This is a genomic window from Arachnia sp., from assembly GCF_057238465.1.
The window spans coordinates 299,101-314,239 of record NZ_DBHHFZ010000002.1 but is presented as its reverse complement, the minus strand read 5'-3'; the positions used below and the strand labels follow the sequence as shown (position 1 = coordinate 314,239).

Genomic DNA, 15,139 nt, shown 5'->3' with positions numbered 1-15,139 from the left:
AGCAACTCCAGTGTTCTCCGGTCGACGCTGTTGTCGATCCCTCCGAGGTCACCTTCCGGCGTGGGCCCCGGCCCAGTCAAGGAGTTAATCTTTTGTTAACTCAGGGTTAATCGACCGGTAATTTGATCGGAGTTTCCAACAGGTTCACGAACCTGTGGAGGATCCGATCCCGAAACGCCCAGAGTGTCGGTATGGGGAGTCTTACGGAGCAGCAGCAGATCGAACGGGCGCGACTGGCGCTCGTCGCCTCGGGGCAGACCCCACTCGGTGCGGCGCGCCGAGCGGATGATGTCCCGCCCGAGAACGACGGGCCCGGGAAGGAGGAGCCGCAGGTGCCCCCCGGGCAGGAGACGCCAAAGGGGTGGCGACGGGTGGTGATGCTCGGCCGCGAGCACGTCGTCGTGGTGGCGGCCCTGCTGGTCGGTGGGCTGTTGATAACCGTCCACGCGCTGGGGCAGAGCTCCGCGACGGAACTGCCGGCCGCATCTCCCGGTGTGGTTTCCGTCCCGGCCGCGGCCGGCTCATCCGGCCCCGAGGCTTCCGCGAGCCGCGGCCTGGCGCGGGTTCACGTCCTCGGGGCGGTGGTCAAACCCGGGGTGGTGTCGGTTCCGGAGGGGGCCATCGTGCAGGACGTGATCGAGGCAGCCGGGGGGCTGGCCCCGGGAGCCGATCCCGGGGAGCTGAATCTCGCGGCCCCGGTCAGGGACGGGCAACAGGTCATAGTGGGAACCTCGGCGTCACCGCGGGGGGAGGTCGTGGATCCCGGTGGCAACCCGGCCCCGGGGTCGGCGACGGCTTCCGGGGCGGGGCTCGTGAACCTGAACAGGGCCACCTCGCAACAGCTTCAGGAGCTCCCGGGGGTCGGTCCCGTCCTGGCCGAGGCCATCATCAAGTGGCGCACCGACAACGGCTCCTTCACTGATGTCTCGCAGCTGCGACAGGTCTCGGGGATCGGACCGAAACTGTTCGAGAAACTGTCACCGCTGGTGACCCTGTGAGGAAACACGACTGGCGTCTCGCCCCGCTGGCGGTTGTCACATGGGCTGGTTGTTGGTTGGGAACCTCGGGATGGCGTCCCGAACCGGGGGTGCTCATCGGGGGTGCGGGGCTTCTGGTGGTGTGTGCCCTGCTGGTGCGACGCGTCTGGGTGGGGCTCGCCGTCTGCACCCTGGTGGTGACCGTCCTCGCGTCCGGGATGCGCTCCGCGGGGCTCCACGACGGCATGCCCGCCAGATGGGCCGCGGAGGAACCGCTGGCCTCCGCGCTGGTTCGCCTGGAGGGAGAACCAACCCTGGTGAAACATTCGGGCCGCAGCCTCGCGATCGTCAGGGCCACGTTGCTGCAACTGGAGGTGAGGAAGAAGAGCCTCAGCACCTCGCAGCCGGTTCTGCTGCTGGCCGGGGACCAACTGGCCACCGAACTGGCCGGTATCGCGCCCGGCGCGGTCCACAGGGTTCTGGGTCGGCTCGGCGCATCGGAACCTGACTCCCAGGAGGCCTTCGTCGTGCGGGTGAGCAGGATCTCCGGTCAGGTGCGGGCCCCGGATGTCTTCAACGCCTTCGTGAGCACGATCCACGCGGGGCTGCGCGAGGCGGCCTGCCACTCGCCACCCGAACAGGCGGCTCTGGTGCCCTCCCTGGTGGTCGGGGACCGCAGCGGGATCACCAAGGAACTCACCGAGATCTTCCGCGCCACATCGCTGAGTCACCTGCTCGCCGTCAGCGGCTCGAACCTGACACTGCTGCTGGGTGTGCTGTTGTTCCTCGTGCGGTCCCTGGGGGTTCGCGGCTGGGCGATTAGGGGCATCGCGGCCGGGGGAGTGGCGTTGTTCGTGCTGGTGTGCAGGGCCGAACCCTCCGTACTGCGGGCGGCCGCCATGGGGCTCATCGTCCTGCCAGCCGCGGGAATCGGGCGCGGCAGGAGCAGCATCCGTAACCTGAGTATCGCGGTCCTCGTCCTGTTGCCCCTGGATCCCTGGCTGGCGCGTTCCTGGGGATTCGCGCTCTCCGCGGCGGCCTGTCTCGGCATCAGCCTGGGAGCGGAACCACTTGCCGGAATCATGGCGGGCTGGGCTCCCGCCTGGTTCGCCGAGGCCGTCGCGGTGCCCCTGGCCGCCCAGCTGGCCACGGTTCCCCTGACGACGGCGCTGTCCGGTCAGGTGTCGGTGGTCGGGGTGATCGCCAATGCCCTGGCGGGTCCCTTCGTCGGTCCCGCCACCGTGCTCGGACTGGCCGCCACCGTCCTGATCTGGGTCCCACCGGTCGCCGCAGCGGTGGCATGGGCGGCCGGTTGGGTGGTGCAACCCATCCTCTGGATCGCCCACCTCGGCGCTGCAATGCCGGGGGCCGTCCTCGAATGGCCCACCACCCCACTCGGGATACTGACCAGCGCCCTGCTGGCGGGGGCGGTCGCGGTGCTGGCCCGGGCCGGGTTCCGGCGGCGGGCGGGTTTCCTGCTGCTGGCCCTCGGGCTGCTGCTCGCGGGGTGGATCCGTCCGGTCCCGTTGGACTGGCCGGGACGGTGGCAGGCGGTTTTCTGCGACGTCGGCCAAGGAGACGCCACGGTGCTGCGGGCAGGTGGAGCAACGGCGGTCCTGGTGGACACCGGACCGGAACCCGGCCCCACCCTCGCCTGCCTGGAATCCCTGGGTATCGAACGCGTCCCGCTGCTGGTCCTGACCCACTTCCACGCGGATCACATCGGGGGAACGGAGGCCGTTTTGTCCCGGTTCCATCCGGAACTGGTGCTGGTCAGCCCGCTGCGTTCCCCCGGTTTCGCGGCGGCATCCGTCGAGGCCGCGGTGGAGGCGCACGGGGCGCGCCTGCTCGTGGCGGAACCGGGGCAGCGCATGAGGGTGGGGGAGGTGGACTGGGTGACGGTCTCGGCCTGGCAGCCGGGCGGGACGTCCGTCGCCGGGGAGAACGAGAGCTCGGTTCAGAACGACTCCTCCGTCGTGGGAATCGCGGAGGTCTCGGGCATGCGGATCCTGCTGCCGGGGGATGCGGAACCCGGCGGGCAGGAACAGGCGATCCGGAGGGCCCGGAACCTGGGTATCCCGCTGTCCGTGCACGTCCTGAAGATCCCCCACCACGGCTCCTCCCGGCAGTCCCCGGAATTCCTGGAGGCCTCGTCGGCGCAGCTGGCGGTGGCGAGTTGTGGACTGGGAAACGACTACGGGCACCCGAGCCCCAAAACCTTGAGCAGGGTGGCCGCGCTGGGCATGGCGGTGGCGCGCACCGACACGGAGGGCAGCATCGCGGTCTCCCCGGGTGATGACGGGCGACTCGGTGTGCGTCGCTGGCGTGGCTGATGTCGGGGCCAGCTGGCATGCTGGGCCCGTGAACAGTTTCGGACGCACCCTGCTCGTCACCGGGTCGGAATCGCTGCTGGCCGCCCGCGCCATCGACGACAGGCGCCGGGCCGCCCTGGCGGAGCAACCCGATGCCGAGGTCAACCGGATCTGTGGGGCGGAACTGGCCGATTCCATGCTCTCGGAGGTTACGGGGGGTTCCCTGTTCTCGAACCACATCATCGCCATCATCGACGACGTCGGTTCCACCCCACCCGATGTCGTCGACACCCTGGTGGCCCTGGCGAAGAACCCCGGCGACGAGCTGTGCCTGATCCTGTCGCACGAGGGTGGGAACAAGGGCAGGGGGCTGATCGACAAGCTGAAGAAGGCCAGGATCGAGACGATCGCCGTGGCGGCCCCCAAACCCTGGGAGCTGCCTAAGTTCTGCGTGGAGGAGGCGCGGTCCCGGAAGGTGAAACTCTCCCAGGACGCGGCCGGGGCGCTCGTGGCGGCGGTCGGGAACGACCTGAGGGCGCTCACCTCGGCGGTGGCGCAGCTCGCCTCCGACGCCGACGGGGCGCCGGTGGATGAGACCATGGTGCGGAAGTACTTCGCGGGCCGGGCGGAGGTCACCTCGTTCGCGGTCGCCGACGCCGTGCTGGCCGGTGACGCGTCGCTGGCGCTGGAGCGTCTCCGCTGGGCCCTCGGCTCCGGCGTGGCCCCGGTGCTGATCACCTCCGCCATGGCCGGTGCTTTCCGCGGGATGGGCAAATACCTGGAGGCGCGGGGGAGCGGCGCCGATCTGGCCCGGCGAATCGGGGTGCCACCGTTCAAACTGAAGGAGTACCAGCGCACATCCCGGAACTGGCAGCCAGCCGGGGTGGCCGCCGCCATCGGGATCGTCGCCCGGGCCGACGCGGACGTCAAGGGTGCGGCCACCAACCCGGACTACGCGCTTGAACGCATGGTGCTCGGCATCCTCCGGCAGAGACGAACCTGAAACCCCGCGGGTTCAGCGTTTCCGGTACAGCCTCTTGGACTGGAACACCGGCTCGCACGTGACATAGGCCCCCAGACTGCGCAGGATGGCCTCGTCCACGGGGCCGAGGATCACGGTCGAGTGGACGTCGCAGCCCCGGATGTTGTGAAGTTCCGCCAGCGCGCGGCGGGCGAAGTCGCTGTGGGTGGCGCTGACGGACAGGGCGATCAGGACCTCATCGGTGTGGAGCCGGGGATTCCGGCTGCCCAGATGTTTCGTCTTCAGCGTCTGGATGGGTTCGATGGTCTCGGTGGCCAGCAGTTTCACATCTGGATCGATGCCGGCCAGGGCCTTCAGGGCGTCCAGGAGCATCGCGGAACAGGCTCCCAGCAGCGGTGAGGTCTTGCCCACGATGATCTGGCCGTCGGGAAGCTGGATCGCTGCGGCCGGTCCCTTGGTGGCCTTCTGCTTCTCCAGCGCGGGAAGCACCACCGGGCGGTCCTCGCTGGAGATCTGCAGTTTGCTCATCAACAAGGCGATGCGGTCCGACTGGATCGGTTCCGACTGGTCCCGGTGCTCCGCGGTGAGGGCCTTGAAGTAGCGGCGGATCACCTCCTGCCGGGAGGCCTCCCGGCACACCTCGTCGTCGCTGATGCACATGCCCGCCATGTTGACCCCCATGTCGGTGGGCGACTGGTACGGGGATTCGTCGAGAAGCTGCTCGAACAGGCGTTTCAGCACGGGGAAGATCTCGATGTCGCGGTTGTAGTTGACCGTCTGTTCCCCGTAGGCCGCCAAGTGGAAGTGGTCGATCATGTTCACGTCGTCGAGGTCCGCGGTGGCGGCCTCGTAGGCGATGTTCACCGGATGGTCAAGGGGAAGATTCCAGATCGGGAAGGTCTCGAATTTCGCGTAGCCGGAGCGGATGCCCCGCTGGTGGTCGTGGTAGAGCTGCGACAGACAGGTGGCCATCTTGCCCGACCCCGGGCCGGGGGCGGTCACCACCACCAGGTCGCGTTCGGTCTCGATGTACTCGTTGTGGCCGTACCCCTCCGGGGAGACGATGCGTGTCACGTCGTGCGGGTAACCCGGGATCACGTAGTGCCGGTAGACCTTGATGCCGAGCCGCTCCAGTTTCCGTTTGAATGCCGCGGCCTGCCGGTTGTCGTTGGACCAGTGGGAGATGACCACGCTCCCCACATAGAGGCCATAGGAGCGGAAGGCGTCGATGTGGCGCAGCACATCATCCTCGTAGGAGATCCCGAGATCGGCGCGGACCTTGTGGCGGGAGAAGTCCCGGGCGTTGACCACCACCACGATCTCCACCTCGTCGGCGAGGCCGGCCAGCATCACGATCTTGTTGTCCGGGGTGAAACCCGGCAATACACGGGAGGCGTGCATGTCGTCGACGAGTTTCCCCCCGAACTCCAGGTAGAGCTTGCCCCCGAACTGCCGTCGCCGGGCCTCGATGCGTTCCCCCTGGAGAGTCAGGTATTTTTCCCTGTCGAATCCAACTTTGTGCATTGTTCCCCGTTCGTTTGTGACTGCCGAAGCATACGCGAAACAGCGCCCGGACCACCGAGTGGGTCCGGGCGCTGGGCTGGCCCTTGCGGCCTGGGCTCAGTCGAGGGTGTTGACGGTGAGGCTGATCGCCGACTTGCGGTTGGCAGCCTGGTTCGCGTGAATGACGCCCTTGGTGACGGCCTTGTCCAGGGCGCGGTTGGCGACCCGGGAGAGCTCGACAGCCTTGGCCTTGTCGCCCTCGGCGACCGCGGCGCGGAAGTTGCGCACGTGGGTGCGCAGCTCCGACTTGATGGCCTTGTTGCGCTGGCGTGCTTTCTCGTTGGTCTTGATGCGCTTCTTCTGGGACTTGATGTTTGCCACTTGGGCTTGCCTCACTAGTCTGGGTTACTCGGTATTCTGGGTGCGTTGTGATGACGCGACGGTCCAGACTAGCGGAGCCCCGGGGCGGCCGCAAAATCTTGACCCCACCCGGCCCGGTCGCGTCGGGCTCGTGCCCAGGAGCCCACTCGTGAGAAGATGACTCGTCCCGCTCCCGGCCCTTGAAGGAGGATGAATGCCCGCCCCCGGCAGGACCGATCCGGCGATCATCCGTAATTTCTGCATCATCGCGCACATCGACCACGGCAAATCGACGCTGGCCGACAGGATGCTGCAACTGACGAAGGTGGTGGACGAGCGCGCCATGCGGGCGCAGTACCTGGACCGCATGGACATCGAACGCGAACGGGGCATCACCATCAAGTCGCAGGCGGTGCGGATGCCGTGGAGCGTCGACGGGGTCGAACACGTCCTCAACATGATCGACACCCCCGGGCACGTCGACTTCACCTACGAGGTTTCGCGTTCCCTGGCGGCCTGCGAGGGTGCCGTCCTGCTGGTGGACGCGGCCCAGGGGATCGAGGCGCAGACCCTAGCCAATCTGTACCTGGCGCTGGAGGCCGACCTTCACATCATCCCGGTGCTGAACAAGATCGACCTGCCCGGCGCGAACCCGGAAAAGTACGCCGCCGAACTGGCCGGCATCATCGGCTGTGACGAGTCGGAGGTGCTCAAGGTCTCGGCGAAAACCGGCGTCGGTGTCGCCGAGCTGCTGGACCAGATCGTCGCCCAGATCCCCGCTCCGGTCGGGAACCCCGAGGGGCCTGCTAGGGCCCTGATCTTCGACTCCGTCTACGACACCTACCGCGGTGTGGTCACCTACGTCCGCGTGGTCGACGGGGAACTCAGCCATCGCGAACGCATCCTCATGATGTCCACAAGGGCCGAACACGACCTTCTCGAGGTGGGGGTGATCTCCCCGGAACCGAAGAAATCCGACGCTCTCGGTGTGGGTGAGGTGGGATATCTGATCACCGGCGTCAAGGATGTGCGGCAGTCGCGGGTGGGTGACACCATCACCGGGGCGGCGCGTTCCGCCATGCAGGACCTCGGCGGCTACCGGCACCCCAACCCGATGGTCTACGCGGGCCTGTACCCGATCGACGGTGACGACTTCAACGAGCTGCGCGAGGCCCTGGAGAAACTCCAGCTCAACGACGCTGCCCTCACCTTCGAGCCCGAGACCTCCGGTGCTCTCGGTTTCGGGTTCCGCGTCGGTTTCCTGGGGTTGCTGCACATGGAGATCGTCCGGGAACGCCTGGAACGCGAGTTCAACCTCGATCTGATCTCCACCGCGCCGAACGTCGTCTACCGCGTCGTCATGGAGGACGGCACCGAACACACCGTCACGAACCCGTCGGAATACCCGGCGGGGAAAATAGCGGAGGTCCACGAACCGATGGTTCGCGGAACCATCCTCACCCCGGCCGAGTACATCGGCACCATACTGGAGCTGTGCCAGACCCGGCGCGGTTTGCAGCAGGGACTCGACTACCTGAGCGAGGACCGGGTCGAGATCCGCTACGCCCTGCCGCTGGCCGAGATCGTCTTCGACTTCTTTGACGCGCTGAAATCCCGCACCAAGGGATATGCCTCCCTCGACTACGAACCCGAGGGCGAGCAGGTGGCCGATCTGGTGAAGGTGGACATCCTCCTCCACGGCGACCCCGTCGACGCCTTCTCCGCGATCGTTCACAAGGACAAGGCCTACTCCTACGGCCTGAAAATGGCGGGCAAACTCAAGGAACTCATTCCGCGTCAACAGTTCGAGGTGCCGATCCAGGCGGCCATCGGGTCGCGGGTCATAGCCCGGGAAACCATCCGGGCCATGCGCAAGGACGTGCTGGCGAAGTGCTACGGCGGCGACATCTCCCGCAAACGCAAGCTTCTGGAGAAACAGAAGGAGGGCAAGAAGCGGATGAAGATGGTGGGTCGCGTCGAGGTTCCGCAGGAAGCCTTCGTGGCCGCCCTGTCCACATCGGAGACCACCAAGAAGTAAGATCCGGGGCTCATGGACTACCAGGCGATCAACCGGGACAACTGGGACTCTCGCGCCGACGTTCATCTCAGCGCGAGAGGTTACGCCCTTGACAAGGTGGCAGATCTCTCGTGGATCTCCCAAGTGGTTGGCTCTGACCGGCCCCGTCAGTGGAACTGTGCCCTACTGGGAACACACTGAACCGCTGCCGTGGCACGACGAGTATTCCTACACCGGAGGTGAGGCCGGTTCAGCGCAGCCCGGAAGTGGTCAGCCCCTGGACCAGGAAACGCTGCAGGAACAAGAAGACCACCAGCATCGGCAGGATCGCGATCAGCGAACCCATGAAAAGCTCCGGGTAGCGCACGTTCTGACTGGTCATGTACTGGCTGAGCGCCACCTGAACGGTGCGCGTCGCCTCGCGGCCAACCAGCGAGGGCCACAGGAAAGCGTTCCACGACCCGATCAGCACGATCGTCCCGACCGCTGCGACGGTACCCCTGGAATTGGGCACCACGATCCGCCAGAAGGCCGTGAACGGGTTGCACCCGTCCATCAGCGCAGCGTCTTCCAGCTCGGCCGGGAAATCCAGGAAGGCCTGCCGGAACAGATAGGTGGCGAAGGCCGAGAACATGCCCGGGATCACCAGTCCCCGGAACGAGTCGATCCAACCGAACTGTGCAGTGATGATGAACATCGGGACGAACGTGGTGGCCGCGGGCACCATTAGGGTGAACACCGTCAGCCCCAGCACCATTCTCGACAGCCGGTGGGTGAAACGCGCCAGCCCATATCCGGCCATCAGGGAGATCACTACGGTGCCAACCGTCTGCAGGATGGTCATGATCGCCGAGTTCAACAACCCTTTCAACACACCCGTCGAGTCGGAGGACAGCATCGATTCCAGATTGGCCAGGTTGAGCTGGTCGGGCAGCCAGTTCCAGCGGGGAGCGGTGATGTTCTGGTTCGTCGAGAAGGCGTTCCGGACGATCACGTAGAACGGCAGCAGGAAGAGCAGGGCCAGCGCCGTGGCCAATCCGTAACGCAGCGCCGTGACGAGCCGGGAGGATCTCATCCGCGCTGCCTCCCCAACACCCAGTTCTGCAACAGACCGAAAACCACGATGATGCTCGCCAGGATCATCGTCCCGGCACCCCCGACCCCCAGGTCCTGCTGCCCGCCCCCCAGGGCGGTCAGGTACAGGTGCACCAGCGGTGGACGACCGTAGGGCGGGTAGGAGCCGATGGAGCCCAGCAGGTTGTAGAACTCGTCGAAGGCCTGGAAGGCCCCGATCAGCAGAAGCATGATCACCGCTGCCGAGGTGGCGCGCAGCTGAGGGAGGGTGATGTGACGCAGCATCCGCCAGCCGTGCGCCCCGTCGAGTGCTGCCGCCTCGTAGGTTTCGGGTGGGATGCGTTGCAGGCCTGCGATGAACAGGATCATGTAGAACCCGGCCTGCAGCCACAGGCGCACCGTGACCAGGGCGATCCAGTAAAGGTTGTCGCCACCACCGAGCCAGTTCACCGCATCCCCGCCGAAGGCCCGGATCAAGGAGTTCAACAAACCGAAACGGGTTCCGGAGAAAAACCCGAACCGCCACACCAGGGCCGCAACCACGTAGGAGACCGCGGTCGGGATGAAGAAGGCGGAACGGAAGAAGGCCTGCCCCCACCTCAGCCCGTTCAGCAGCAGCGCCAACCCCAGCGAGCACACGTAGGTGAGCGGCACGATGAACACAGCGAACGCGGCGAACACCAGCAGCGAATCCCGGAACAGGGGATCACCCAGCAGCTGCGCGTAATTGTCGAAACCGACGAAACGCGTCGGGGTGAGCGTTTGGTGGGCCTCGTGGAGGGACAGCCAGGCGCTCCAAAGGATCGGGATGTAGACGAACACCAGCAAACCCAGGGCGAACGGCCCCACGAATACCGGGAACCAGAGTTCCCGGCGCCGGATCAGATTCACCCCTTCAGTTTCGCGAGCTCGGTGGCGGCCAGTTCCGCGAAACCCGCGAAGGCCTGAACCGGGTCCTGACCCTGCACCACCACATTGCTGATGGCCGCGGAATAGGTGTCTCCCAGAGAACCCGACCACATGATGTCGTTGGCGAAGCCATGGCTCCCGACGAACTCGGCGGCCTTGGCCCCGGGACCGGACTGCAATTTCTTGGCCGTGGCCACGAGCGACTTACGGGCCGGGATGTGGGTGCCATAGGAATCGGAGAAGTCCAGCTGCTTGTCGGTCTGATCGATCCAGAGCCACTTCACGAACTCCTTGGCGGCCGCGACGTTCTTGCCCTTGGCGGCGACGCAGGAACCAAAAGCGCCGAACGGCACGGCGACCCGTCCCTTCGCGCCGATGGCGGGGAACGGCAGCACACCGACGTCGTCGCCGTGGGCGGCGATGATCTCGGGCAGTGACCACAAACCACCCCACTGCATCGCCGTCTCGCCGTTGATGAAGGCGGCACCGGAGAACCATTCGGCCGAGGCGGCCTTCAGCAATCCGTTGGACTGGTAGAAGTCCCTGTAGGCGGAGAGGGCTGTGTAGAAATCATCGGTCAGGAAGGCCGCGGCGGTGCGTTCCGCATCGAGCTGGTCGTGGCCTGAGGCCCAGATCAGCAGAGGCCCCAGCACATCCACCCCGCCCTTGTTGCCGGCGAAGAACCCACCCATGTCCGAGGTGGCAACGGCATTCGCCGCCTTCACCAGGTCATCGAAGGTCGCAGGGGCGGCCACCCCCGCGGCCTGCAGCAGGGAGGGCCGGTAATAGAGAAGCTGCATGTCGATGGTCTGCGGGATGCCGTGGATCTTCCCGTCGAAGGTGAAACGCTTGATGACGGCCTCGTTGAAGTCATCACGCACCGGGGCGATCAGCGCAGTCAGGTCCTCCAGCTGCCCGGAACGGATCATGTCGAGGGAACCGCCCTGCTCCACCTCGAACACATCGGGAACGTCGTTGGTGAGCAACTGGGCCGCGAGAATGCTTCCGTAGTCACCGGGATTCCATTTCACATCGACTTTCGCGGCGGTGTACTCGGCGGCGTAGCGTTCGACTGCCTCCTTCACCCCTTCCTCCCCGTACTGGTGGTACCACTGGGTCAGGGTCGGGCCGCCACCCGACGACTCTTTGCCGCCGAGCCCGGTGTTGGAGCCACAGGCGCTGAGGGCGGCCGCCGCGGCGAGGCCGCCAAATCCGAGGACGCTTCGACGAGTCAGGTTCATGCCCAAAGTCTTTCACCAAACGCCCCCGGTTTGGGGCAGGGGAGGGAATTTGAGCACTGTATATTTTCCCGGTGGCCAATCAGCTGCCTGCCGGAGACCCGGTGCCCCCCGACGGGACCCTGCCAGGTTCCGCGCTGGCCGAGCTGCCGGAACGGTCGTTCTCCGTCTACCTGCACGTTCCCTTCTGCCGCAGCCGCTGCGGGTACTGCGACTTCAACACCTACACCGCATCCGAGCTGCGGGGCATGTCCACGGACGACTACCTCACGGCGGCGCTGCAGGAGATCGATCTGGCCGCCCGGGTTCTCGGGGACGGGGCACCCGAGGCTGACACGGTCTTCGTCGGCGGCGGCACCCCGACCATGCTTCCGGCGGCGGAGCTGTCGCGGCTCCTGGACGCCGTCCGGGAGCGTTTCGGCCTGGCCCGCGACGCCGAGATCACCACCGAGGCCAACCCCGAGACCGTGACCCCGGAATACCTCCGACGACTCAGGGAAGCTGGTTTCACGCGAATATCGCTGGGAATGCAGTCAGCGGTGCCGCACGTCCTGGAGGTCCTGGAACGGGCACACACCCCGGGACGCGGCATCGATGCGGCACGCTGGGCCCACCAGGCAGGCTTCGAACACATCAGCCTGGACCTGATCTTCGGGACCCCGGGTGAATCCACGGCCGACTGGAAGGAGAGCCTCGAAGCGGTGGCCGCGGCACCCGTCGACCACGTATCCGCCTACTCCCTCATCGTGGAGCAGGGAACCCGCCTGGCGATGCGGGTCCGCAGGGGAGAGGTGCCGATGCCGGACGACGACGAACTCGCCGAGAAATACCTGATGACCGAGCAACACCTGACGGCGCTGGGATTCCGCAACTACGAGACCAGCAACTGGGCCCGCGGCCAGGCGGCGCGCTGCCGGCACAACCTGGCCTACTGGCGGGGCGGGAACTGGTGGGGCATCGGGCCGGGTGCCCACAGCCACATCGGGGGAGTCAGGTTCTGGAACCGCAAACACCCGCGCAGCTACGCGGCCGTCCTGGCCAACGGCCACACCCCGGCTCAGGGCAGAGAGGCGCTGTCTCCGGAGGATCGCCGGGTGGAGCGGGTGATGCTCGAACTCCGGCTGGCCGAAGGGCTGCCCCTGGGGGTGCTCACCGAAACCGAATCCGCCCGGGTCGACGGGATCGTCGCCGAAGGGCTGGGTGTCGTGGCGGATGGCCGGCTCGCGCTCACCCTGCGTGGCCGGCTCCTGGCCGACGGGGTGGTGCTGCGGCTGCTCGACTGAGCGGCCTTGGCGAACTCCGCGGCCAGGCCCGCCAGGGCGGTTCGCAGGGAGTCGCCGCAAACCACGCGCAGCTCGGCTCCCAGCGAGCGCGCGAGACCGACGAGATGCCAGGCCATGTGGTCGGGGTCGTCGGCCCCCACCCGCAGCGTCGAAACCCCGTCGTGCTCCTCCAACAATTCGAAATGGCGTCCCGGGATCTTCTCCTTCAGGACCCGTGCGGGACAGGTGAGCGTCACCACCGCCTCATGCGGCCAGTGGTCCGGGCGGCGGCCCAGCAGCATGTCGCGGGGGCTGGGTGGGGTGCGGGGAGTGAAGGTGAAGGTCAGCACACGCACCCGGTTCATGCGGTCCAGCCGGAAGATCCGCCAGTCGGCACGCAACCGGTCGAAGGCGATCAGGTACCACTTCCCGGCCTGGGTGAGCAGCTGGGCGGGTTCGACATCCCGCTCGGACTCCTCCCCGTCGCCGCGCACGTAGTTGATCCGCGCCAAGCAGTGATCGCGTTTGGCCTTCGCCAGCGCCGCCAGGGGCCGCCAGGAAATCCCGGGGCGGGTGGCTGGCAACGTCGTCACGGCATCCGAAACCGCCGCGACCTCGGGACGAATCCGCGCGGGCAAAACCTGGTCGAGTTTCGCCAGGGCCCGCAGCGCGGCCTCGCCGATCTGGTCCCTGCCGTCCATGGCGGCCATCCTCAGGCAAGCCGTCAAGGCGATGGCCTCGTCGTCGTCGAGCACCAGCGGGGGCAGGGCGCGGCCACCCGACATGCGGTACCCACCGTCCAGACCCTGCACGCTGTCCACCTGGTAGCCGAGCTCCCGGAGCCTGATGACGTCACGCCGGACGGTTCGCTGCGTGACCCCGAGCCGTTCCGCCAGCTCGGATCCCGTCCACGTGGAGCGGGACTCGAGCAGCCCGAGCAGCCGCAGTACCCGGTGGGTGATCTCGCTCATGACCCAAGCCTCGCACGGGTAGCGGACAGGATCTGTCCGGATTGTGCGGCAACGTTGGTGTCGACCGAATCAAACAGGAGGAAACATGTACTTCCCGGCCATCCACGATGAACGCACCACGCTGCGAAACTACCTGCAGGTGCAGCTGCAGGCCGTCCGGGACGCCGCTCACGGGCTGACCGATGAACAGGCCCGGCGGCAACCCCTGGCCTCGGTGTTCTCCGTCTCCGGGGTGATCAAGCACTGCTCCTACGTCCTGCGCAGCCGGCTCGCGGCGGCCGGTGTCCTGGACGCGAAGCCCGGCTACGAGGACTTCATGGCCAGTTTCACCCCAGACGAGAATGAGGATCTCACCACGCTCCTCGAGGACTACGACAGGCTCTGCGAACAGTACCTGAAGCTGGTGGAGGAGACCGATCTGGATCAGGTGGTGCAGGTCCCGCCCGCTCCCTGGTACGGACGCAACGAATCCGATGAGGCGACCATGCGCTACCTCGTCGTCCACAACCTGGCGGAGTTCGCCCGGCACGCAGGACACGCGGACATCATCCGGGAGCAGATCGACGGCGCCAAGGCCGCGGAACTCAACGCGGCCGTGGAGGGTCGACCCGCCAACAAGTTCGTAACGCCCTGGAAGAAATGACCCGGTCTGATTGGGGGGGGGGGGCGCCGGGAAGCCGGCGTCCCCAACCGGGTCACGGGTGTTGCTCGGCCCAGCGGCCATGGATCGGGGCGAGATCAAAACCCAACAGGACCCGGCCAGAGTGCTTCACGGGTGCGATCCCTCACCCCTCACGCATGATCGGGGGGTGGAGGCCGCCCGCGGTTCCTGCGCGGTAGAGGGCAGCGGGTCTTCCTCGACCGCCGCTGCGGGTTCCGCACTCGATGACGAATCCCCGCGAGCCCAGAACCTTGCGTGAGAAGTTCCGGGCGTCGACCTCGATGCCCCAGGCCGCCTCGTAGACCCGCCGCAGCTCGGTCATGGTGAACCGGGGTCCGCAGAACCGGGTCGCCACCGTCGTGTATTCCAGTTTCGCCCGGGCGCGTTCGATCCCGGTCCGGAGGATCTCGTCGTGATCGAAGGCCAAGGAGGGCAGGTCATCGACCGGGCACCAGCGGGCCCCGGACGCATCCGACCCGGGAGTCAGGCCGCCGAGGGATGCGGCCAGAGCGAGGTGGGCGACCGAGACCACGCGGCCTCTCGGGTCGCGCCCGGGTTCGCCGAAGGTGGCGAGCTGTTCCAGGTGGGTCGCGTCGAGACCCAGGCCGGTTTCCTCCACCAGCTCGCGCCGGGCCGCGTCCATCACCGACTCCTCGGGCAGGACGAAACCGCCCGGCAGGGCTTGTTTCCGCTCGTACGGGGGGATGCCCCGCTCGACCAGGGCCACCTGCAGACGACCGTCCGCGATGGTGAGCACGACGATGTCGACGGCGACGGTCATGACGGGAAGTTCCATGCACCAAGATTAACGTCAAATTGACAGGATCTCCAGAAGTCTTTATTGTCAGAAGCACATTAAATCAGGAGGTTCCA

At 66.7% G+C, this 15,139-nt stretch carries 12 protein-coding genes and 1 pseudogene; 6 read left to right on the top strand and 7 right to left on the bottom strand.

The genetic code is table 11. From position 1 onward, the window contains the following. The first annotated feature begins 191 nt into the window (after nucleotides 1-191). From ACO6D6_RS03705 to holA, 3 genes are read left to right on the top strand one after another with little or no spacing between them, the layout of a single operon-like run. Nucleotides 192-998: a ComEA family DNA-binding protein gene (locus ACO6D6_RS03705; protein ID WP_484783327.1), complete on the top strand. Its 807-nt coding sequence runs from the start codon at nucleotides 192-194 to the stop codon at nucleotides 996-998. Further along, nucleotides 995-3,310: a ComEC/Rec2 family competence protein gene (locus ACO6D6_RS03700; RefSeq protein WP_484783326.1), complete on the top strand. Its 2,316-nt coding sequence runs from the start codon at nucleotides 995-997 to the stop codon at nucleotides 3,308-3,310. Before ACO6D6_RS03705 ends, ACO6D6_RS03700 begins: the two co-directional genes overlap by 4 nt. A gap of 28 nt (nucleotides 3,311-3,338) precedes the next feature. Next, nucleotides 3,339-4,292, top strand: coding sequence for a DNA polymerase III subunit delta (gene holA / locus ACO6D6_RS03695; protein WP_484783325.1), 954 nt, complete (start codon nucleotides 3,339-3,341; stop codon nucleotides 4,290-4,292). A 12-nt stretch (nucleotides 4,293-4,304) separates the two neighbouring features. Here holA and ACO6D6_RS03690 read toward each other — a convergent pair whose 3' ends face one another. Further along, on the bottom strand, nucleotides 4,305-5,795 hold the full coding sequence (locus tag ACO6D6_RS03690; protein ID WP_484783323.1) for a DUF1846 domain-containing protein: 1,491 nt from the start codon (nucleotides 5,793-5,795) through the stop codon (nucleotides 4,305-4,307). A 96-nt stretch (nucleotides 5,796-5,891) separates the two neighbouring features. Continuing rightward, nucleotides 5,892-6,155 carry a 30S ribosomal protein S20 gene (rpsT, locus tag ACO6D6_RS03685; RefSeq protein WP_484783322.1) on the bottom strand — a complete coding sequence of 88 codons (264 nt, stop codon included), beginning with the start codon at nucleotides 6,153-6,155 and terminating at the stop codon, nucleotides 5,892-5,894. Between the two features lie 193 nt (nucleotides 6,156-6,348). Here rpsT and lepA point away from each other — a divergent pair, with 193 nt between their 5' ends. Next, nucleotides 6,349-8,172, top strand: coding sequence for a translation elongation factor 4 (gene lepA, locus ACO6D6_RS03680; protein ID WP_484783320.1), 1,824 nt, complete (start codon nucleotides 6,349-6,351; stop codon nucleotides 8,170-8,172). Between the two features lie 229 nt (nucleotides 8,173-8,401). On the opposite strand, the gene ACO6D6_RS03675 is transcribed toward lepA, so the two are convergent. The 3 genes from ACO6D6_RS03675 to ACO6D6_RS03665 are packed head-to-tail and all read right to left on the bottom strand — an operon-like array spanning nucleotide 8,402 to nucleotide 11,375. Further along, on the bottom strand, nucleotides 8,402-9,226 hold the full coding sequence (locus ACO6D6_RS03675; protein WP_484783319.1) for a carbohydrate ABC transporter permease: 825 nt from the start codon (nucleotides 9,224-9,226) through the stop codon (nucleotides 8,402-8,404). Continuing rightward, nucleotides 9,223-10,116, bottom strand: a complete 894-nt coding sequence (locus ACO6D6_RS03670) for a carbohydrate ABC transporter permease (RefSeq protein WP_484783318.1) — start codon at nucleotides 10,114-10,116, stop codon at nucleotides 9,223-9,225. The genes ACO6D6_RS03675 and ACO6D6_RS03670 overlap by 4 nt, the downstream gene beginning before the upstream one ends. Further along, a complete protein-coding gene (locus ACO6D6_RS03665; RefSeq protein ID WP_484783316.1) occupies nucleotides 10,113-11,375 on the bottom strand; it encodes an ABC transporter substrate-binding protein in 1,263 nt (420 codons plus the stop codon). Before ACO6D6_RS03665 ends, ACO6D6_RS03670 begins: the two co-directional genes overlap by 4 nt. Before the next feature lie 71 nt (nucleotides 11,376-11,446). On the opposite strand from ACO6D6_RS03665, the gene hemW reads away from it, so the two are divergent. After that, on the top strand, nucleotides 11,447-12,655 hold the full coding sequence (gene hemW, locus ACO6D6_RS03660; protein ID WP_484783314.1) for a radical SAM family heme chaperone HemW: 1,209 nt from the start codon (nucleotides 11,447-11,449) through the stop codon (nucleotides 12,653-12,655). A gap of 338 nt (nucleotides 12,656-12,993) precedes the next feature. Here the strand turns inward: hemW and ACO6D6_RS03655 are convergent. Further along, nucleotides 12,994-13,605: pseudogene (locus ACO6D6_RS03655) on the bottom strand (helix-turn-helix transcriptional regulator); the annotation flags it as partial. A gap of 85 nt (nucleotides 13,606-13,690) precedes the next feature. On the opposite strand from ACO6D6_RS03655, the gene ACO6D6_RS03650 reads away from it, so the two are divergent. Further along, nucleotides 13,691-14,248, top strand: a complete 558-nt coding sequence (locus ACO6D6_RS03650) for a DinB family protein (protein WP_484783313.1) — start codon at nucleotides 13,691-13,693, stop codon at nucleotides 14,246-14,248. Between the two features lie 142 nt (nucleotides 14,249-14,390). Here ACO6D6_RS03650 and ACO6D6_RS03645 read toward each other — a convergent pair whose 3' ends face one another. Then, the gene (locus tag ACO6D6_RS03645) at nucleotides 14,391-15,062 is read right to left on the bottom strand and encodes an NUDIX hydrolase (RefSeq protein WP_484783312.1); all 672 of its coding nucleotides are present in this window, start codon (nucleotides 15,060-15,062) and stop codon (nucleotides 14,391-14,393) included. Nucleotides 15,063-15,139: the final 77 nt, after the last annotated feature.